Here is an 18,645-nt window from a genome sequence, read left to right as displayed (position 1 = left end):
GATTTCTTACGGGGCCTATGGGCGCCACAGGGCGAGTCACAAAAAGAATGCGCGAATTTTCCCTTCGAACCTGGCTGAGCCAAGGCACTTATCCACGCCTGTTCCTGCCAATTTTGCTCATCATCGTGGTGGTCAGTGCGGTGCGTTACCACCTTCTGTTTCGCGCCGAATTGCAGGAAGCCTACGAACACCGACAAGCCCAAATCGCGCTGATCGGACACTACCTGCCGGCAACGCTATTGCAGGCCAGCATGTACAGCACCCAGGCCGAAATGCAAAGGGCGCTGGACACTGCCTTGCAGTTCCACCCCGAACTGCAAGACTTGGCCTGGTCTGTGAATGGCCATACCCTGCAGGCCAGCAAACATCGGCCACGGCAAGCCGATGTACCCGAGTGGTTTGAGGCCCTGGCCGCACTGCAACCCCTGCGCCACGATTTCCATGCCGACCTGCCCGATGGCTCAAGGGCCACTTTGTTGGCAGTGCTCAGTGGCACGTCGTCACTGGAACAGGCCTGGCGCACGGTGGGCGCCCAGCTCCGCATTTCGGCCCTGAACATTGGCACGATTCTGCTGTTGCTAACCCTGCTGCTGCGTGCCAATGCCCGCATGCTGGGACGCCTGAACCAGGCCACAGAGGACTTTCGCACAGGTGCCTTGAACACACGTATGGTCGAAAAAGGCACACTGGAAATGCGCGCGGTGGCCCAGGCCTTCAACGCCATGGCGAGCCAAATCCAGACCCTGGTGGGGTCCTTGCAGACCACCCGCTCCGAGCACAGCGAGCAGCGCCACTTCACCCACCAGTTCATCAATGCCCTGCCCTTACCGGTGTTTGTGCGGGGCCATGACGGCACCTGCCTGGGGGTCAACAAGGCCTGGGAAGACTTCTTCCGCATTTCCGCCAGTGCCGTGGTGGGTGCCCCGCTGCGCAGCGACTTTGTGGCACTGCCGCACGAGCGTGGCGCACGTAAACGGCGCGCTCTGCCGCGGCAGGAAAATGAAATTCTGGTCAAGGTGGGCGAACACGAGGTGCGCGAGATGGCCTATTTCAAGGCCCCATTCACCCTGACCGATGGCAGCCAGGGCGGCACCATTGGTGCGCTGGTGGACATCACCGAACGCAAGCTCGCCCAGGAAGCCCTGTTGGCCGAAAAAGAGCGCGCGGTGATCACGCTGTCCTCCATTGCCGATGGGGTGATTACCACCGACGCACAGGGCCGCATAGAAACCCTCAACGAAGCCGCCCAGTTCTTGACCGGCTACACGGCACCGCAGGCCTTGGGCCAACCGCTGGCGGCGGTGTTTCAGCGCGATCCGGCGTCCCAGCCATTGCCGCAGGACCTGCAGGTCGCCCAGTTGCACCAGGTGAACGCACCCGTGCATGCGCTGCACCAGCTCTTGCTGCACCGCTCAGGTGAGCGGTATGCCATCGAGTTCACCGCCGCGCCCATCCGCCAGGCCCAAGGCCCGGCCATGGGATGTGTGCTGGTGTTCCGCGATGTGACCGAAACCCGGGAGCTGCAGCAAAAGATTTCCTGGCAGGCCCGCCACGACGCCCTGACCGGCCTGAACAACCGCGCCGCCCTGGCTGAGCGGCTGACCCACGCCGTGTTCCAGGCGCGCGAGGCCCAGCAACTGCTGGGTATTTGCCTGCTCGATCTGGACCATTTCCAGGCCATCAACGACCGCCACGGCGATGGGGTGGGCGACCGCCTGCTCAAAGAGGTGGCGCAACGCCTGCAAGGCGGTGTGTCCGACCTGGGCGATGCAGCCCGCCTGGGCGGAGACGAGTTCGTGGTCTTGCTGCGCGGGCTACCGGATGTGGAACACATCGAGGCCGAGGTGCAGGCCTTGCTCCAGCGCCTGGCCCAGCCCTATGCAATTGATGACTTGCTGGTCCACTGCACCGCCAGCGCCGGTGTCGCTGTGTTTCCCCTGGACAACGCGAGCCCCGACACCTTGCTGCGCCATGCTGACCAGGCCATGGTCCACGCCAAACAGGCCGGGCGCAGTGGCCTGCACCTGTTCGATGCCCAACAAGACCAGGAGGTGCAAACCAACTACACCCGTTTGGCCCGGCTGGGTCAGGCCCTGCAGCAAGACGAGTTTCGCCTGCACTACCAGCCCAAGGTCCACCTGCGTACCGGGGCGGTGGTCGGGGTAGAGGCCCTGCTGCGCTGGCAACACCCTGAGCAGGGCCTGCTGGGCCCCGGCACCTTTTTGCCGCTTATGGAGCACACCGACCTGATTGTGGATACGGGCGAATGGGTGTTGCACCAGGCGCTGGCACAGCTGCAGACCTGGGTGCGGCAGGGGCAGCGCTGGGTGGTCAGCGTCAACATCGCAGCCCGCCATTTCCACCGCAAGGATTTTGTGGACCGCCTGCGGGCTGTGTTGGCGCAGTACCCCGGTGCTCCGGCGCATTTGCTTGAGCTGGAGATTCTGGAGTCCGCCGTGCTGCAGGACATCCAGCACATGCGCGAGGTCATGCAGGGTTGTCAGGCGCTGGGCGTGTGTTTTGCGCTGGACGACTTTGGCACCGGCTTCTCCTCCCTCTCCTACCTCAAGCGCCTGCCAGCAGAAACCATCAAGATCGACCGCATGTTTGTGGACGGCATTCTGGATGACCCCGAGGACAGCACCCTGGTCAGCGCCATCGTGGCCTTGGCCAAGGCATTTGAACGTTCCGTGATTGCCGAAGGGGTGGAAACCCCGGCGCAGGCCAGCAAGTTGTTGGCACTGGGGTGCGAGCTGGGTCAGGGTTATGGCATTGCCAAACCCATGCCAGCGCAGGCGATGGCCGGTTGGGCGGCTACCTACGCTGGTTTTGGGGCGCTGGCTTAGCGAAGCCGACTGCCAAGCGCCGGCGAGAGACTGCCCAGAAAGGCCTCCACTGCCTGGGTATAGCTGCCCGGCACACCCAGTTGCTCGTTGATCTCACCGTGGCTCAGGTCTTGGGCGAGCACCGAGGCACGTACGTTCAGTTGCCCCGCATGCGCCGCGAAGTTGCGCGCCTGCTCACACGATTCTTCTCGGCGGCTGGAGCACACCGCCAGCACGGGTTTGGCGCCCGCATGCAACTGCTGCTGGGGCGACACAGCCCGCCAGAAGGTCGGATCGGTGCCAAACGCCGGGTCGTACAGCTTGTAGTGCTTGCGCTGCATGATGGGCGCTACATCCAGTGCCGCACTGTCCAGCGCTACGGTGCCCAGCCAGGGCTTGGCGCCCGCCTCGTTGCCCAGAGTGGGCGACGCCGCCAGCAACGCCACCAAGTGCGCCCCGGCTGAATGTCCCATCAAAACAAACTGCTGCGGATCGGCCCCCCAACTGGCCGCCTGGGCCTGCGCAAACGCGAGCGCCTGGGCAACGTCGTGCACTTGGTCCAGCGGGTCGGCATCGGGCAGCAAACGGTTGTTGATGGAGACAAACACAATGCCCTTGGGCAGCCAGCGCGCGGTCTTGTTGTCCACCACGCGGCCCATGCGCTTGTCCCCCGTGCGCCACGCACCGCCATGCACCATGAAGATGACGGGGGCCGGGGCTGCACCCACGGTCTGGGGCGGCAGGTAGATGTCCATGCGCTGCTTGGCGTCGCTACCGTAGGGCACGTCACGCAGCACTTTGCGGTTCGCCGTCTGCTGGCTCGCCTTGTCGTCGCCATACGGGTTTTCAAGTGGCTGCTCCCTGCCAGCAGGGCCGCGTTCGCCGGTGCGTGCTTCCGCATGGGCGGCCCGCCGCTCCTTCAAGCGCTCCAGCAGTGGCCCCGCCGACACCGCACTGCCCCCCAGCACCAGAGTGGTGATCAGGGCGATGGCAAAGGCGTTTGCAGCATGGGGCTTCATAGAGGGCGTACCAGGTTCATGTCGGGCTTGTGCAGCCAGGCGATGAACTCGTCCACCATCTGCTGGCTGGCACGGGTGGCGGCAGTCCATGCCTTTACCCGTGCTGCCAGATCATTGCCGTAATGCGTAAAGTCTGTACGGTCCGGAAGTTTGCTGTTTGGTAAAGTTTTCACCCACTCAGGGTTGGGTGCCAGCAGCACCATGGTGTCCAGAAACGTGGTGGAACCGTGGCGCCACTTGAGCCCCTTGTCCAGCCAACCCGGCACCACACTCTTCTGAAAGTGCGGGTACAGCACCAGCCCTTTGGTGTCAAAAGTGCCACCAGCCCTTGTGGAGTCTGCGCGAGCAGCTCCTGTTTTTGTAGCGCCTGCGGCGCCGGGATAGTTCAGGTGCAGGTGGTAGTCGGTGATACCGCCGTCCCAGTAGGCGCCATGGGGGGCGCCGGGAATGTTGTGGATGGCCTTGAGCACAAAGGGAATGGAGCAACTCGCCTGCAAGGCCGGGTTGAAGTTGGCCTCGCTCAGTGCAACCTGGCGTGTGCGGTAGTCGCCGGTGGCAAAAGGCAGGGGCGCACAGGCGGCTCCGGGCACGGCGTGCGGGCTGGAAAACACCACCCGCTCCAGCCAGGCACCCATGGCCTTGCGGTGCACGGTGTTGGTTAGAAACGCCCCCAGGTAACCCAGCGGTGTGCGCAGACCGTGCTCGGTGCGCAGCATGTGGCGCCCGCGCGAGGTCACGATGTGCAGCCGGTAGCGGGGGTGCTGTAGCACCTCGGGCACGCGGCCGCCATAAAAGGCCTGCAGGTTGTGACCAAAGGTCTCGCTGATCTGCTCGGCACTCACGCGCTTTTGCCCAGGTGCCAGCTCGTAGTGCTGGTGGATGTAGTCATGCTCCAGCCTGGCAAAGGCGGCGGCCGGATCGTTCAGGCAGGCACTGGCCATGCGCCAGGCACCGATGGACGCGCCCACCAGGTCCACCGGCTGCTGCGAGCGTGTGAGCCAGTCGCCAAAAATAAACCGGTCCAGCGCGCCCAGGATCAGGCCTTTGGGCCCGCCAGCGGCACCGGGAATGGTGCGAATGTGCTCGGGCTGTAGCCCGTTGGCGGCCAGTGCCGCCCGGGCCTTGGGGCCCGCGTAAATATGAAGTGCCTGCATGCTAAAAATTCAATCAGAGAAAACCAACGCGCCGCCGGGTCGCCCCAAGGCGCGAGGGCCCCCTTGGGAGGCTCATGTATATGCCGTCCAGTCGAACGGGTCTTGTTGCAACACCATGTCGATGTCCAGGCCCAGAGCCAGGCCCACGGAGCCCGGAAAGGTGACGGCCAAGCCGCGCTGGGTCAGCCGCGCCTCCTTGCCACGGGCGCGCCAGGCCGCCAGGTGGATCACCCCCGCCAGTGGCTCATACACATGGTTTTCAAACGGGGCGTACTGGTGCTCCAGTGCATCCACCATGGGCTGCGGAAACTGCCACATACGGGCATAACCGGCCCCCACGCTGGCATAGCAGTAACCCAGCAGCTTGCGCTCCTGCGTGGCCCGGTTCATGCCCAGCGGGTGCACGTCCTCGTCCAGCACGGCGGTGATGTCGGGCATGGCCAAGTGCATGGCCAGCTCCCCCACGGCGTGGATCAACCCACAGGTAAAGGCAGCCTGCTGGTTCAGCCGCACCACCCCGGCCAGCGAGCGCGAGACGCGCGCCACGTTCAGGCTGTAGTCCCAGAACTGCTGCAACTGGATGCCCGGCACCGCCTTGAGCGAGGCCCCGGTGGCCGCGGCCTGGGCCATGGTGCGCACCTGGCTCAGGTCGAGCAGCGCCAGTGCCTCCGAGACGCTGTTGATGCGGCCCGAGAGCTGAAAAAAAGGGGAATTGGCCAGCTGCAGTAGCCGGGTGGTCAGTGCCGGGTCGGTGCTGATCAGTTGGGTGACCTTCTTGAGGTCAATTTCGGGGCGGGCCAGTTCATTCAGCAGCAGTGCCACCACTTTGGGGATGCTGGGCAGATCGAACTGCTGCTCCAGCAATGCACTGAGTTTCATGGCCACGGTCTCCTCAACCAACTTTTGGGGATGCGCTGATTATCTATCCCTGCGCGGCCAACGGAGTCACAAAAACAAAACCCCGCAGAAGCGGGGTTTTACAAAGGGCGCGGGCTGGTTTTAGCGGCGCAACTGGCGCTTGCGGCGCGCCACCACGCCCATCAGGCCCAGGCCAGCCAGCAGCATGGCGTAGGTTTCTGGCTCGGGCACAGCGCTGATGAAGGCGTGGTTGTCGCTCTCAAACGCATTGCTGGACGCGCTGAACACCACCTTGGTGATGACATCACCACCGGAGGCCGTGACACCGAAGTAACGGGCATAGGCCTGGTCGCCATTGGCGTTGGACTTGACGGCGGTGCCGGTGTAAGAGGCCAGCTGGGTCGTGCCGTTCCAGAACGTGACGGTGTTGCTCGCGTCTGGAGAACCCCACAAGAAGCCAAAGTAGCTCAGCCCGCTGCTGAAAGTAAGTGTGGAGGGGCCCTTTTGGTGGGAGTCGATACCCACCGAAAAGTAATTGCCTGTGGCGCCCACGGGGCGGGCTGCGGTGTTTTGGATCAGGATGGTGTTGTTGAACAGCGCGCCGTCAACGTACTTGTAGTCCACACCGGCCAGGGTACCTTGCAACAAGGTGTCACCCGTCTTTGCCTTGCCAGCCACCGCGTTGGAGTTTTCGCTTTGGCCCGGGGCATCGGTATTGCCAAAATTAATGGTGTGGGCCGCTGCGAGGGGGCTGTAGGCCGTGTTGGTCACCGAAGAGGTCAATGCCGCTTGGGCCGACAACACGGGGGCCAGCAAAGCGGAGGCCAAAAAAATGGAAGAAGCGGTGCGCAATGTCATTGAAAATTCCCTGAGAGCGTAGCCAGAACTGACTAGACCCTATTGTCCCCTGCCCCGGGTGGGCCGCCCTGGTCCGAGTGGACTAGGGCGGGTGCAAAAAGCGGAACTAGTTCACACTTTGGGCATTGAATGTGCGGTGGTCGCTTAGCGTTTGAGCTTGGCAAAAGCGCTGGCCATGGCCGAATTACCGGCGGGGGCGTTGTTGTCGCGGTAGCTGCCCTGCTGGCGTTCGCCCCGTGCAGGCCCCTGGTAGCGGTTGTCCCCTGCCCTGTCACCTGGCGCGCGGGCGGGCGCCGCGCCAATTTTCATGGTCAACGCAATACGTTTGCGCGCCACGTCCACTTCCACCACCTGCACCTTGACGATGTCGCCGGTCTTGACCACCTCACGCGCATCGTTGACGAACTTGTGCGCCAGCTGGCTCACGTGGACCAGACCGTCCTGGTGCACACCCAGGTCGATAAACGCGCCGAACTGGGCCACGTTGCTGACGGTGCCTTCCAGAATCATTCCCTCTTTCAGGTCGGCAATGTCTTCCACACCGTCGTTGAAGCGGGCCACCTTGAAGTCCGGGCGCGGGTCACGGCCGGGTTTTTCCAGCTCGGTGAAGATGTCCTTGACGGTGATCACGCCAAACTGCTCGTTGGCGAACAGCTCGGGGCGCAGGGTTTTGAGCATGTCAGCCCGACCCATGATCTCGGCCACCGGCTTGCCGGACTTGGCAATGATTTGCTCCACCACCGGGTAGGTTTCGGGGTGCACGCCGGTCATGTCCAGCGGGTTGCTCCCACCGCGGATGCGCAGGAAGCCCGCGCTCTGCTCGAAGGTCTTGGCACCCAGGCCGGTCACCTTCATCAGGTCCTGGCGACTGCCAAACGCGCCATTGGCCTCACGCCAGCGCACCACGGCCTTGGCCACGGTGCTGGAGAGGCCGGACACGCGGCTCAATAGCGGCACGCTGGCCGTGTTCAGATCCACACCGACCGAGTTCACGCAATCTTCGACCACCGTGTCCAGCGTCTTGGCCAGTTCACTCTGGTTCACATCGTGCTGGTACTGGCCCACGCCAATGCTCTTGGGGTCAATCTTCACGAGTTCGGCCAGCGGGTCTTGCAGGCGGCGTGCGATGGAGGCCGCGCCACGCAGGCTCACGTCTACATCGGGCATCTCTTGCGAGGCAAATTCGCTGGCGGAGTACACCGAGGCGCCAGCTTCGGACACCACAACCTTCTCCACCTTGATCTCTGGTGCACCGGCTTGCACAGCCATCTTGGCCAGCAGCTTGATCAGGTCGCCGGCCAGCTTGTCGGTCTCGCGGCTCGCCGTGCCGTTGCCAATCGCAATCAGGTTCACGCCGTGTTTGGCGCAGAGCTTGCCCAGCGTGTGCAGAGAGCCTTCCCAGTCCTTGCGCGGCTCGTGCGGGAACACGGTGGCGGTTTCCACCAGTTTGCCGGTGGAATCGACCACGGCCACTTTCACGCCAGTCCGGATGCCAGGGTCCAGGCCCATCACGACACGCGGGCCCGCGGGCGCCGCCAGCAACAGGTCGCGCAGGTTGTCGGCGAACACCTTGATGGCTACCTTCTCCGCGTCTTCACGCAGCTTGGCAAACAGGTCGCGTTCGGTGGACAGACTCAGCTTCACCTTCCAGGTCCAACCCACGCATTTGCGGATCAGGTCGTCGGCCGCGCGGCCCTGGTGGCTCCAGCCCAGCTTCAGGGCAATGCGGCCTTCGGCCAGAGAGACCGCTGGCGTTGCTACTTTTTTAGGAGCTGCTAGCGCAGTAGCCACGGGGGCTAGAGGCATATTTGACTCTGGAAGTACCAGTTTGGCGTCCAGAATGTCCAGCGAACGCCCGCGGAACACGGCCAGCGCACGGTGGCTGGGCACGCGGCCAATGGGCTCATCGTAGTCAAAGTAATCGCGGAACTTGGACACATCGGCGTTGTTTTCGTCCTTGCCCTCGGCCAGCTTGCTTTGCAGCAGGCCTTCATGCCACAGCCAGGCGCGCAAGTCCTGCACCAGCACTGGATCTTCGGCCCAGCGTTCACTCAGCAGATCGCGCACACCATCCAGCACCGCAAACACGGTGGAAAAATCGGGCTGCTTGTCGGCGATCTGCTCAGGCGTGAGCGGAGGCTTGATGTAGGCCTGCGCCGCATCCGCGGGCACCAGCGTGGGGTTGGCAAACAGCGCATCTGCCAGCGGCTCCAGCCCGGCTTCCTTGGCCAGTTGGCCCTTGGTGCGGCGCTTGAGCTTGAACGGCAGGTAAATGTCTTCCACTTCCTGCTTCGTGGCAGCGTTGTGGATGGCGGCCATCAGCGTGGGCGTGAGCTTGCCCTGCTCGTCAATCGCTTTGCACACGGCTTCTTTGCGGTCGCGCAGCTCGCGCAGGTAGGACAGGCGGGTTTCCAGCTCGCGCAGCTGGATGTCGTCCAGCCCGCCGGTCACTTCCTTGCGGTAGCGGGCGATAAAGGGCACGGTCGCGCCCTCGTCCAGCAGGGCCACGGCGGACTCGACTTGTTGCGGGCGAACCTGAATTTCTTGCGCGATTTGCGCGATGATTTTCTGCATTGCGAAAAATGGGCTGAGCCAGTGCGGCCAGCGGGGAATCAATCAAGGGCGGGAGTGTGCCACAGCCTGCCGGGCGTAAACTGCGCCCATGCTCTGGCTCCGTTCCCTGTTTGTAAGTGCCTGTTGCTGCCTGTGGGCGCTGGGTGCCAATGGCTCCGCGTGGGCCATTGACTTGCGCGTGGGCATGGGCCTGACCAAGCCGCCTTACGTCTTGGAGTCCGGCAAGGAAGGCATCGAGGTGGAGATTGCCGAGCAGGCGCTGGCCGCCGCGGGGTACAAGATGGTCGGGCTGCAGTTCCCCCCGGCGCGGGGCCTGGCCATGCAACGGGCCGGCCAGCTCGATGTGCTGCTGACCGTGGACGAAGGCATAGGCGGCAACGATTATTTTTCCGAGCCCTACATCGTCTACCAGAACGTGGCCATCACGCTGGCCTCGCGCAACCTCCAGATCAAACGCATCGAAGACCTGGCCAACCACTCGGTGGCGGCGTTCCAGAACGCAGAAGTCATTCTGGGTGAGCGTTTCAAAGCCCTGGTGCTCAACCACACCAACTACAAAGAGTATTCGCAGCAAATCATCCAGAACAATCTGCTCTACACCCAGCGTGTGGACGTGGTGGTGGGCGACCGGCGCATTTTTCGTTACCTCAGCACCCAGCTGGACCCCAAAGTGGATGTGAGCCAGCCCATCACCATCCACGCCATCTTTCCGCCCAACCCGCGCAAGGCGGTGTTCAAGGATTCGGTCATCCGCGACCGGTTTAACCTGGGCCTCAAAACCATTCAGAGCAACGGCGTGTACGACGCCATTCTGAAAAAGTACGCGGGCCAGCTGTAACCCTGCGCCTGCAGCACCACATCCACAAGGGAGTTTATGGAGCAGTTCGATCTCATCGTCATTGGGGGCGGCTCTGGCGGTGTGCGCGCCGCCCGCATTGCAGCCAACCATGGCGCCCGTGTGGCCCTGGCCGAGGAATACCGCATGGGCGGCACCTGCGTGATCCGTGGTTGTGTACCCAAGAAGCTCATGGTCTACGCATCGCGCTTCGCGCAGGAGTTTGAAGAGGCCGCCGGTTTTGGCTGGACGCTGGATGCGCCGCGTTTTGACTGGGCCACGCTCAAGACCCGGCGCGATGCCGAGGTGGCCCGCCTGGAAGGCATTTACCGCAGCAACCTGGGCAATGCCGGCGTGCAGATTCTGCAAGGCCGGGCCACGCTGGTGGACCGCAACACCGTGCAGCTGTCCAACGGTATGCACTACCAGGCCAAACACATTTTGATAGCAACCGGCGCACAGCCGGCGAGGGGGCCGGACATTCCGGGGCATGAACTGGCGATTGACTCCAATGGTTTCTTTGACCTGGAGGCCCTGCCCCGCCGTGTGGTGGTGCAAGGTGCGGGTTACATCGCGCTGGAGCTGGCCTGTGTGCTGCAATTGCTGGGCGCCGAGGTGACCGTGGTGGTGCGTGGCGAGCAAATCTTGCGCGGCTTTGACGACGAGATGCGCCGGCATCTGGCGGCCGAGATGGCGCACAGCGGCCTGCAGTTCCGCTTTGGCCGCGAGGTGCAGTCCATTGCCCGTGCGGATGGGGCCCTTCAGGTGCAACTGGACAACGGCGACACCGTGGCGGTGGACTGTGTGCTGCGGGCGCTGGGCCGTCGGCCCAACACCCAGGGCCTGGGGCTAGAGGACGTGGGTATCACGCTGGATGCCCATGGTGCCATTCCGGTGGACGACTTCAGCCAGACGGCTGTACCCGGCATTTACGCTGTGGGGGACGTGACCAATCGCGTCAACCTCACGCCCATGGCCATCCGCGAAGGCCATGCCTTTGCCGACACCGTGTTTGGCGGCACACCGCGCCGTGTGGACCACACGCTGATTCCCACGGCCGTGTTCACCACACCCGAGGCCGGTGTGGTGGGGCTGACCGAAGAACAGGCGCTCAAAAGCCACCAGCGGCTGGATGTGTACCGCGCAAGCTTCCGTCCGCTCAAGGCCACACTCTCTGGCCACACTGGCAAGATGCTGCTCAAACTGCTGGTAGACCGCGACACCGACCGCGTGCTGGGTTTCCACGCCGTGGGGCCCGACACGGGCGAGATGGCGCAGCTGGTGGGGGTTGCCCTGCAGCTGCAGGCCACCAAGGCCGCGCTGGATGCTACGCTCGCGGTCCACCCCACGGCCGCCGAAGAGCTGGTCACCATGCGCACACCTGCTGTGCGCCACAACTTGTAAGAACCCCTGACCATGTCTCTCTCTCATATCCACTGGACCGAAGCCGGCCAAGCCTGCTCCGCCCTGTGGCGCTCCGAGCGCGGTGCCGCACCGCCCAAACGCGTGGTGCTGGCCGACGACACCACCACGGCCGACGACGCCTACCACCTGGCCTGCGAAGGCACGGCCCTGCTCTGGCGCGGCGATTTTCAGAACGCCCGCCAGTTGCTGCAAGCCTTGGCCCGCCGCATTGACAAGACCCCGCAGCGCAAACAACGCGCCGCCAAAGGTGCGGCCATCCACAAGCCGCCTGCGTCCCCTGCCGACAGCTTTAACCTGCACCGCCAAGCGCAGGCGCAGCGCGCCCGCGTGTTGGCCATGGTGCTGCTGCCCTTCAACGCCGACTACAGCATCCCGCTGCGCCGCGCGCCCGATGCGCGCAAAGCCTGCACCGAGGCCTGGGGCCCGGTGGTGGCGGAAGACGGCGCCTGCGTGGCCAGCCTGCGCGACCTGCTGGGCATGACCAGCGCGCACGAATGGCGCAAAAAGGGGGTGGAGATTCCCGCCCTGGGTGCCGCCCCCCACAACCGCATCCACCCGCACTACGGCGTGTTCTCCCCCGTGCGCGGTGAATACATTGATTTGGTTGCCACCACCCCACTGCCCAAGGGCAACGCCCTGCTGGCCTTTGACATTGGCACCGGCACCGGCGTGCTGGCAGCCCTGCTGGCACGCCGTGGCGTGGCCAGCTTGGTCGCTACCGACCAAGATCCACGCGCCCTGGCCTGTGCCCGAGCCAATATCGACCAGCTGGGCGTGGCAGCTCAGGTGACGCTGCTGCAGGCCAATCTATTCCCCGAAGGCCAGGCTTCGCTGGTGGTATGCAACCCGCCCTGGCTGCCCGCCCGGCCCAGCTCGCCCATTGAATACGCGGTGTACGACGAAAACAGCCAGATGCTGCTGGGCTTTTTGAATGGCTTGGCAGCCCACCTGGCACCCGGTGGCGAGGGCTGGCTCATCCTGTCCGACCTGGCCGAACACCTGGGCCTGCGCAGCCGCGAGGAACTGCTGGCTGCTTTTGCCGCAGCCGGGCTGCAGGTGCTGGGCCGGCGCGATGCCAAGCCCCTGCACCCCAAAGCTACGGAGGGCACTGACGCCCTGCACGCTGCGCGCGCGGCAGAAGTCACCTCGCTGTGGCGCCTGGGACCTTTGCGCTGAACTGCCCTATTCCCTTCTTGCGGCACAGATGCCGCAAGCTTGTTACGCTTCGCCCTCTTTTGAAGGAACCCTGCCCATGACCGACGCCCTCTACACCGCCTCCATCCCCGTTTTCAAACAAATGCTGCAAGCCCTGAGCGGTGTGTTGCATAAGGCTGAAGAACACGCCACGGCCAAAAAGATCGACCCCAACGCCCTGCTGCAAGCGCGCCTGTACCCCGACATGTTTCCGTTGTTGCGCCAGGTGATGATTGCCACCGACTTTGCCAAGGGCGCCTGCGCCCGCCTGGCCGGTGTGGACGTGCCGGTGATGCCCGACAGCGAGCTGACCTTTGCCGAGCTGCAAACCCGCATTGCCACGGTGGTGACCTTCATCAGCGGGTTGGACGCCAGCCTGTTCGACAAGCCCCACAGCCGTGAGATCGTCATCCAGGCCGGCACGCCACGTGAACGCCGTTTTGACGCCTCCACCTACCTGCTCCACTACGGCCTGCCCCAGTTTTTCTTCCACGTGACCACGGCCTATGCACTGCTGCGCCACAACGGCGTGGAAGTAGGCAAAAAAGACTACATGGGCGTGAAGTAATTGCTATTGGTTTAGTAGCTACTCGCGCAGCATCCACGGGGGCTACAGCCACTTTGGATGCATAAAAACAAAAAGGCCCTCAGTTGAGGGCCTTTTGCATGGGGGCACCCGGTGCGGGGTGCCTGGGCTTAGCTGTGACGCTTGCCGGGATTCTTTTTGCTGCGGGTTGCAACACCACGCTCCAGGCTCACGCGTTGGCCACGGCCGGCGGTGGGCAGGGTGTAGCCAGGGACGGGCTTGGGAGCGGGAGTGGCTTTGCGGTCGGCTTCGGTAACGATTTTGTTGCCCATGGAACTATCCTGTTGGTTGGTGTGAAAACACGTATTTTCTCACTTTTTTGAAGCCCCCCGGCGTTTGCCACAATCCAGCCATGCAGGCCTTCTATTCCGACCAGTTTGTACTCCCCTTGCCCGAGGGCCACCGCTTCCCCATGGCCAAGTACCGCATGCTGCGCGACCAGCTGGCACAGCACCTGCCGGAGGTGCGGCTGACCGAGGCACCTGCCGCTACGCGCGGTGAGTTGGCGCTGGTGCACACGCAGGCCTATATCGACGCGATTCTGGAAGGCACGGCTGCGCCCGCTGTGCTGCGCGAGATTGGTTTTCCCTGGAGCCCGGCCATGGCCGAGCGCGCGCGCCGCAGCGTGGGCGCTACGGTGGCCGCCGCCCGCGTGGCACTGGCGGACGGCATTGCCGCCAACCTGGCCGGCGGCACGCACCACGCCTATGCCGACAAGGGCGGCGGCTTTTGTGTGTTTAACGATGTGGCCGTGGCGGCCCGTGTGCTGCAGGCCGAATGGGGCCGTACCCGCCTGCCTGACGGGCGCCAGCGCCCTGCCCTGCAGGTGGCGGTGATTGACCTGGACGTGCACCAGGGCAACGGCACAGCGCATATTTTTCAGAACGACGACTCGGTGTTCACGCTGTCACTGCATGGCGACAAGAACTTTCCGTTTCGCAAAGAGGCCGGCAACATTGACGTTCCGCTGCCCGATGGCTGCGGCGATGCGGACTACCTGGCAGCGCTGGAGCAGGCCCTCATCACGCTGGACGGCCATTGCCAGCCCGGCGTGGTGTTTTACCTGGCCGGGGCCGACCCGCACGAGGGCGACCGCCTGGGCCGCCTCAAAATCACGGCCGACGGGCTGGAGGCGCGCGACCGGCGTGTGATGGACTGGTGCTGGCAGCGCCGGATTCCGCTGGTGTTCACCATGGCGGGGGGCTACGGCGTGAAGATCGAAGACACGGTGGAGGTGCAGCGCACCACCTACCAGGTGGCGCTGGGTTACTGGCAACAATGGCAACGCCGGCAGGCCCAGGCCGCCCGGGCGGCCTGATACCTCTCAGACCATCTTGGCCAGGTGCTGGGCGCGCCAAGTGATGAAGTCGGGCAGCGGAATCGGCTTGCTCATGTAGTAGCCCTGCGCTTCGTCGCAGTCCAGCTCGCGCAGCTTGTCCAGGATCATCTGGTTCTCTACGCCTTCGGCCACCACGCTCAGGCCCAGGTTGTGCGCCAGGTCGATGGTGGAACGCACGATTTTTGCGTCGCTCTCATCGTTCTCCATGCCCATCACAAACGATTTGTCGATCTTCAGCTCATTGACCGGCAGGCGCTTCAGGTAGGCCAGTGACGAGTAACCGGTGCCAAAGTCGTCGATGGACAGCTTGAAGCCGCGGTCGGCCAGGCGGTTCAGCGTGGCCTCGGCGCGCTGCGGGTCGTCCATGATGGCGCTCTCGGTGATCTCCAGGCAAAACGCGTCGGTGGGGGCGTTGTACTTGGCCATCATCGCATCCAGCTTGGCCGGAAAATCCTGGTCCAGCAGGTCGCGCGTAGAGAGGTTGATAGCCACGCGCAGCGGCCGGCCGTCACTCTGGAGCTGGGGCAAGGCACGGGCCACTTCTTCAAACATCCACAGCGTGAGTTGGCGCACAAACCCGGTTTGCTCGGCAAACGGGATGAACTGCATGGGCGGCACCAGGCCACGTGTGGGGTGCTGCCAGCGCACCAGCGCCTCGGCGGCCAGCACCGTGTTGTCAGCCAGGTTGAGCTTGGGCTGCAGGTACAGGCGCAACTGGCCTTCGTCCACCGCGTGGCGCAGCTCGGTCAGCAGCGACAGGGTTTGGGTGCTGGACGAGTCCAGCGCCGGGTCGTAGACCTGGATGCCAGTGGTTTTTTGTTTGGCCACGTACATGGCAATCTCGGCCCGGCTCAGCAGCATGTCCACGTCTTGCGCGTGCGCCGGCCACGAGGCCACACCAATGCCCGCGCTGAAGTCCACCGTCTGGTCCTCCAGGGTCAGCGGTTGGTCAAACGACGCAGCAATCTTTTTGGCCACGGCCACCGCCTCTTCGGCCGTGCTGCCTTCAATCAACACCGCAAACTCATCCCCGCCCATGCGCGCCACCACGCCCACGTCAGCGGTGATCAGTGCGCTCAGCCGCTGCGCCACGGCTACCAGCAGGCCGTCGCCAAAGGCATAACCCAGCACATCGTTCACGTGTTTAAAACGGTCCAGGTTCAGCAACACCACGGCCACGGGTGGTGCGCTGCTTTCCAGCGCAATGCTGGCGCGAATAGACTGCTGCAGCAGATCACGGAACTGGGTGCGGTTGGGCAACTCCGTCAGGCGGTCCCAGTAGGCCAGCTGCAAAATCTCGCCCTGCTGCTTGCGGATGCTGGTGCGCATGTGGTCAAACGCGCGCGCCAGGTCGCCAATCTCGTCTTTGTGGCGCAGTGCGGGCAACTGGTGGTGGTACTCCCCGCGGCTGAGCTGTTCCGCTGCCCCCACCAGAGACCGCAGCGGCGTGGTGATGCGGCGCGCCAGCGCGGCGCTGCCCACCACAAACAGGCCCAGGCCCAGCGCAGTAATGCCCAGCAAGGCAAATTGCACCTGCAGGTAGGGGGCCACCACCTCGTCCAGTGAGCGCAATAAGTAGGTCTCCACTGCCTTCACGTCGGCGCGCTCGGTGCTGTGGCGCACCACCAACGTGCCTTCAGGGACTTGCAACTCGGCCCCCTGCCCCAATTGGGCCAACGCCCCTTGCTCTTTGGCTGGCAGACTGGTCAACACCAGGCCACCCTGCGGCTTGACCAGTGCAATGTGGATGCCCGAGAGGCCAAACATGTCGTTGGCCTGGGACTGTTCGATGGGGAAACCCATGAGTACCCAGCCAATGGTCAGCGGCGCCTTCAGCGGCACCATGACAAACTGGTACAGCGTGCCATTGATGAGCTGCAACTGGGAGCCTTGCTCGGTTTGGCTGAGCTGGGCGGCCAGCTGCTGCAGCAAGGGCGTCATGGCCTCTTGTCCGCCCATTTCGAACCCGGCCGCCTGCAGGGCAAACGCGGTGTCCAGCAACGCGGTAATGGGCGCGCCGATACGCGCACCGCTGTTTTCCAGCGCGGAGCGCAGGGTTTCGGTGTCGCCACTGCTCAGCGCGGACCGAAAACCAAAGTCTGCCGCGAGCACCGCCGCGCCCTGGCGCAGCTTCTGGGCGTTTTGGTCCAGCAGGCGCCACCACACCTTGTCGCCAATCGCCAGCTCCTGGGCCAGCTGGGCGCGCACATTGCTGTTGATGCTGGTGCGCACCACGCTATACACGGCAATCTGCACCAGCAGCAGCAAGGCGACCGAAAAAACGACGAACTTGGTGCCAATGCCCCATTGGGCGTAGAGGCGAAACAGGCTGGGTTTCAAATGCTGCTCCCCGCGAGCTTGACCAGCACGGGTGCTGCTGCAGCGCCTACTGCCTGGGCCTGCTCGGCTGCAGGGGCGCCAGTGGGCAGCGATGCGTGCCAGGTGCGCAGCTTGTAGTTGCCATTGGGCACGTTGTCCAGCGTGAGGCGGCCAGCGGCATCGGTGCGGCCAAAGTACGGCGTGTCTACCACCAGCACCCAGGCCACCATGTTGTCGTGGATGTTGCAGCCCAGCACCGCTACCCCCACCTTGTCGAAGGTGACCGGGTTGGCGGGCACCCCGGCGTAGAGCTTGAGCTCAAAGGTTTTGGCGGGTGAGAAGGAATAGACGTGGTGGCGCACCGTGTCCTGGTTGGGGAACAGCACCGAGGTGCCGGGGGTGACCACGGTGACGGCGGGCTTGAACTGCCGGGCCACTTGCGCCACTTCTACACCTTTGAGTGGCTTGGCCGCAGCCTTGGCCTCGGCGGACTCCAAAAACACAATTGCCTCGGGCAGGGGCTTGCCATTTTTGTCCTGCACTTGCAGCTGCAGTGTGCCGCTCCAGGCAGGCAGTAGCAGTCCCATGGCGCCAACGACAGCGACAAGCCTGCGCGAGGTTTTGTGACAACGCATGCGGCACTCCAGATGAAAAAGCGTCTGTGCCCAACGGGTGGGGCACTGGGGTACGACTCTAACCCAAGCCGGAGGTTCCGCGGTCCTGGTGGGTCAGCCGCGCAGCGCCTTTTTCAGCTCCACACCGAGCTCGGGTTTGTGGGCAAACGGGTCGGTCGGGTTGCGCGCCATCAGCACGTCTTCCAGCCGCGTCTGCACCGAACCAATTGCCTTGGGGTGGCTGTAGATGTAGAACTGGTTGGCGGCGATGGCGTCGAAAACCCTCTGCGCCACCTCGGCCGCCGTTACCTTGCCGCTGCCCACGGCCTTGTCAGTCATGGCCTGGCCGATGAGCTGGCTGCGCGTGGGTTGGGCGGGCGCGGCGTCCGCATCCGGGCGGTTGCGCTGGCTCTGGCTGATGCCGGTGGGCACAAAAAACGGGCACAACACGCTGGCACTGATCTGGTCGGTCACCAACGCCAGATCCTGGTACAGGGTTTCGCTCAGCGCCACCACGGCGTGTTTGCTCACGTTGTAAATGCCCATGTTGGGCGCGTTCAGCAGGCCGGCCATGCTGGCGGTGTTGACGATGTGTCCCGTCCAGCCCGGGTCTTTGGCCGCGGCCTCCAGCATCATGGGCGTGAACACACGCACGCCATGGGCCACGCCCATGACGTTGACGCCCAGCACCCATTCCCAGTCTTTGGCCGTGTTTTCCCAGATCAAACCGCCCGCGCCCACCCCCGCGTTGTTGAACACAAAATGCGGCGCGCCAAAACGGGCCAGCGTGGCGGCGCCCAACGCCTCCACCTGCTCGGCCTTGGACACATCCACCTTCATGGCGAGCACGGGCGCGCCCGCGGCTTGCATTTCGGCCACCGTCTTGTCCAGTGCGTCTTGCTGCACGTCGGCCAGCATCAGGTTCATGCCCAGCTTGGCGCCAATACGCGCGCATTCCAGGCCAAAGCCTGAGCCGGCGCCAGTGAGAACGGCGGTTTTGCCTTGGAAATTGCTAATCACGGGAAATGTCTCCTCTGTAAATTTT

General features: G+C 63.9%; 15 protein-coding genes. 6 read left to right on the top strand and 9 right to left on the bottom strand.

Annotation, left to right across the window (positions count from 1 at the left end; genetic code table 11):
• The first annotated feature begins 47 nt into the window (after nucleotides 1-47).
• Nucleotides 48-2,846: an EAL domain-containing protein gene (locus C5F53_RS08525; protein ID WP_105260921.1), complete on the top strand. Its 2,799-nt coding sequence runs from the start codon at nucleotides 48-50 to the stop codon at nucleotides 2,844-2,846.
• On the opposite strand, the gene C5F53_RS08520 is transcribed toward C5F53_RS08525, so the two are convergent.
• The 5 genes from C5F53_RS08520 to C5F53_RS08500 all read right to left on the bottom strand — a co-directional run bounded on the left by C5F53_RS08520 (nucleotide 2,843) and on the right by C5F53_RS08500 (nucleotide 9,288).
• The gene (locus C5F53_RS08520) at nucleotides 2,843-3,844 is read right to left on the bottom strand and encodes an alpha/beta hydrolase (protein WP_105260920.1); all 1,002 of its coding nucleotides are present in this window, start codon (nucleotides 3,842-3,844) and stop codon (nucleotides 2,843-2,845) included. The two genes, C5F53_RS08525 and C5F53_RS08520, sit on opposite strands and share 4 nt — an antisense overlap.
• A complete protein-coding gene (locus C5F53_RS08515; RefSeq protein WP_105260919.1) occupies nucleotides 3,841-4,998 on the bottom strand; it encodes a patatin-like phospholipase family protein in 1,158 nt (385 codons plus the stop codon). Before C5F53_RS08515 ends, C5F53_RS08520 begins: the two co-directional genes overlap by 4 nt.
• Nucleotides 4,999-5,070: 72 nt before the next feature.
• A complete protein-coding gene (locus C5F53_RS08510) occupies nucleotides 5,071-5,877 on the bottom strand; it encodes an HDOD domain-containing protein (RefSeq protein WP_105260918.1) in 807 nt (268 codons plus the stop codon).
• Between the two features lie 120 nt (nucleotides 5,878-5,997).
• Nucleotides 5,998-6,714, bottom strand: coding sequence for a PEP-CTERM sorting domain-containing protein (locus C5F53_RS08505; RefSeq protein WP_105260917.1), 717 nt, complete (start codon nucleotides 6,712-6,714; stop codon nucleotides 5,998-6,000).
• 144 nt (nucleotides 6,715-6,858) lie between these two features.
• Entirely contained in the window at nucleotides 6,859-9,288 is a 2,430-nt protein-coding gene (locus C5F53_RS08500) for a Tex family protein (RefSeq protein ID WP_105260916.1), read from the bottom strand.
• Between the two features lie 88 nt (nucleotides 9,289-9,376).
• Here C5F53_RS08500 and C5F53_RS08495 point away from each other — a divergent pair, with 88 nt between their 5' ends.
• From C5F53_RS08495 to C5F53_RS08480, 4 genes are all read left to right on the top strand, one after another.
• Nucleotides 9,377-10,126: an ABC transporter substrate-binding protein gene (locus tag C5F53_RS08495; RefSeq protein WP_105260915.1), complete on the top strand. Its 750-nt coding sequence runs from the start codon at nucleotides 9,377-9,379 to the stop codon at nucleotides 10,124-10,126.
• A 36-nt stretch (nucleotides 10,127-10,162) separates the two neighbouring features.
• Nucleotides 10,163-11,527: a glutathione-disulfide reductase gene (gene gorA / locus C5F53_RS08490; protein WP_105260914.1), complete on the top strand. Its 1,365-nt coding sequence runs from the start codon at nucleotides 10,163-10,165 to the stop codon at nucleotides 11,525-11,527.
• A 12-nt stretch (nucleotides 11,528-11,539) separates the two neighbouring features.
• Complete coding sequence (locus C5F53_RS08485; protein ID WP_105260913.1) at nucleotides 11,540-12,724, top strand: class I SAM-dependent methyltransferase; 1,185 nt, start codon at nucleotides 11,540-11,542, stop codon at nucleotides 12,722-12,724.
• A gap of 76 nt (nucleotides 12,725-12,800) precedes the next feature.
• A complete protein-coding gene (locus C5F53_RS08480) occupies nucleotides 12,801-13,310 on the top strand; it encodes a DUF1993 family protein (RefSeq protein WP_105260912.1) in 510 nt (169 codons plus the stop codon).
• Between the two features lie 128 nt (nucleotides 13,311-13,438).
• Here C5F53_RS08480 and C5F53_RS20325 read toward each other — a convergent pair whose 3' ends face one another.
• Nucleotides 13,439-13,600 carry a hypothetical protein gene (locus C5F53_RS20325; RefSeq protein WP_201740817.1) on the bottom strand — a complete coding sequence of 54 codons (162 nt, stop codon included), beginning with the start codon at nucleotides 13,598-13,600 and terminating at the stop codon, nucleotides 13,439-13,441.
• Nucleotides 13,601-13,680: 80 nt separating this feature from the next.
• Between C5F53_RS20325 and C5F53_RS08475 the strand changes: the two genes are divergently transcribed.
• Nucleotides 13,681-14,646 carry a histone deacetylase gene (locus C5F53_RS08475; protein ID WP_105260911.1) on the top strand — a complete coding sequence of 322 codons (966 nt, stop codon included), beginning with the start codon at nucleotides 13,681-13,683 and terminating at the stop codon, nucleotides 14,644-14,646.
• A 6-nt stretch (nucleotides 14,647-14,652) separates the two neighbouring features.
• On the opposite strand, the gene C5F53_RS08470 is transcribed toward C5F53_RS08475, so the two are convergent.
• From C5F53_RS08470 to C5F53_RS08460, 3 genes are all read right to left on the bottom strand, one after another.
• The gene (locus C5F53_RS08470) at nucleotides 14,653-17,007 is read right to left on the bottom strand and encodes a putative bifunctional diguanylate cyclase/phosphodiesterase (RefSeq protein ID WP_370446713.1); all 2,355 of its coding nucleotides are present in this window, start codon (nucleotides 17,005-17,007) and stop codon (nucleotides 14,653-14,655) included.
• Nucleotides 17,004-17,573, bottom strand: coding sequence for a methylamine utilization protein (locus C5F53_RS08465; RefSeq protein ID WP_105260910.1), 570 nt, complete (start codon nucleotides 17,571-17,573; stop codon nucleotides 17,004-17,006). The genes C5F53_RS08470 and C5F53_RS08465 overlap by 4 nt, the downstream gene beginning before the upstream one ends.
• A 141-nt stretch (nucleotides 17,574-17,714) precedes the next feature.
• Entirely contained in the window at nucleotides 17,715-18,620 is a 906-nt protein-coding gene (locus C5F53_RS08460; protein WP_105260909.1) for an SDR family oxidoreductase, read from the bottom strand.
• Nucleotides 18,621-18,645: the final 25 nt, after the last annotated feature.

This window comes from Rhodoferax sp. TS-BS-61-7, from assembly GCF_002943465.1.
Taxonomy (GTDB): Bacteria; Pseudomonadota; Gammaproteobacteria; order Burkholderiales; family Burkholderiaceae_C; genus Allorhodoferax.
This window is presented reverse-complemented; position numbering and strand designations above follow the sequence as displayed.

What these genes read in the sequence shown, in the direction of transcription:
- C5F53_RS08525 (WP_105260921.1), top strand. Translation starts at nt 48, where the DNA reads ATGCGCGAATTTTCCCTTCGAACCTGGCTGAGCCAAGGCACTTATCCA.
- C5F53_RS08520 (WP_105260920.1), bottom strand. Translation starts at nt 3,844, where the DNA reads ATGAAGCCCCATGCTGCAAACGCCTTTGCCATCGCCCTGATCACCACT.
- C5F53_RS08515 (WP_105260919.1), bottom strand. Translation starts at nt 4,998, where the DNA reads ATGCAGGCACTTCATATTTACGCGGGCCCCAAGGCCCGGGCGGCACTG.
- C5F53_RS08510 (WP_105260918.1), bottom strand. Translation starts at nt 5,877, where the DNA reads ATGAAACTCAGTGCATTGCTGGAGCAGCAGTTCGATCTGCCCAGCATC.
- C5F53_RS08505 (WP_105260917.1), bottom strand. Translation starts at nt 6,714, where the DNA reads ATGACATTGCGCACCGCTTCTTCCATTTTTTTGGCCTCCGCTTTGCTG.
- C5F53_RS08500 (WP_105260916.1), bottom strand. Translation starts at nt 9,288, where the DNA reads ATGCAGAAAATCATCGCGCAAATCGCGCAAGAAATTCAGGTTCGCCCG.
- C5F53_RS08495 (WP_105260915.1), top strand. Translation starts at nt 9,377, where the DNA reads ATGCTCTGGCTCCGTTCCCTGTTTGTAAGTGCCTGTTGCTGCCTGTGG.
- gorA (WP_105260914.1), top strand. Translation starts at nt 10,163, where the DNA reads ATGGAGCAGTTCGATCTCATCGTCATTGGGGGCGGCTCTGGCGGTGTG.
- C5F53_RS08485 (WP_105260913.1), top strand. Translation starts at nt 11,540, where the DNA reads ATGTCTCTCTCTCATATCCACTGGACCGAAGCCGGCCAAGCCTGCTCC.
- C5F53_RS08480 (WP_105260912.1), top strand. Translation starts at nt 12,801, where the DNA reads ATGACCGACGCCCTCTACACCGCCTCCATCCCCGTTTTCAAACAAATG.
- C5F53_RS20325 (WP_201740817.1), bottom strand. Translation starts at nt 13,600, where the DNA reads ATGGGCAACAAAATCGTTACCGAAGCCGACCGCAAAGCCACTCCCGCT.
- C5F53_RS08475 (WP_105260911.1), top strand. Translation starts at nt 13,681, where the DNA reads ATGCAGGCCTTCTATTCCGACCAGTTTGTACTCCCCTTGCCCGAGGGC.
- C5F53_RS08465 (WP_105260910.1), bottom strand. Translation starts at nt 17,573, where the DNA reads ATGGGACTGCTACTGCCTGCCTGGAGCGGCACACTGCAGCTGCAAGTG.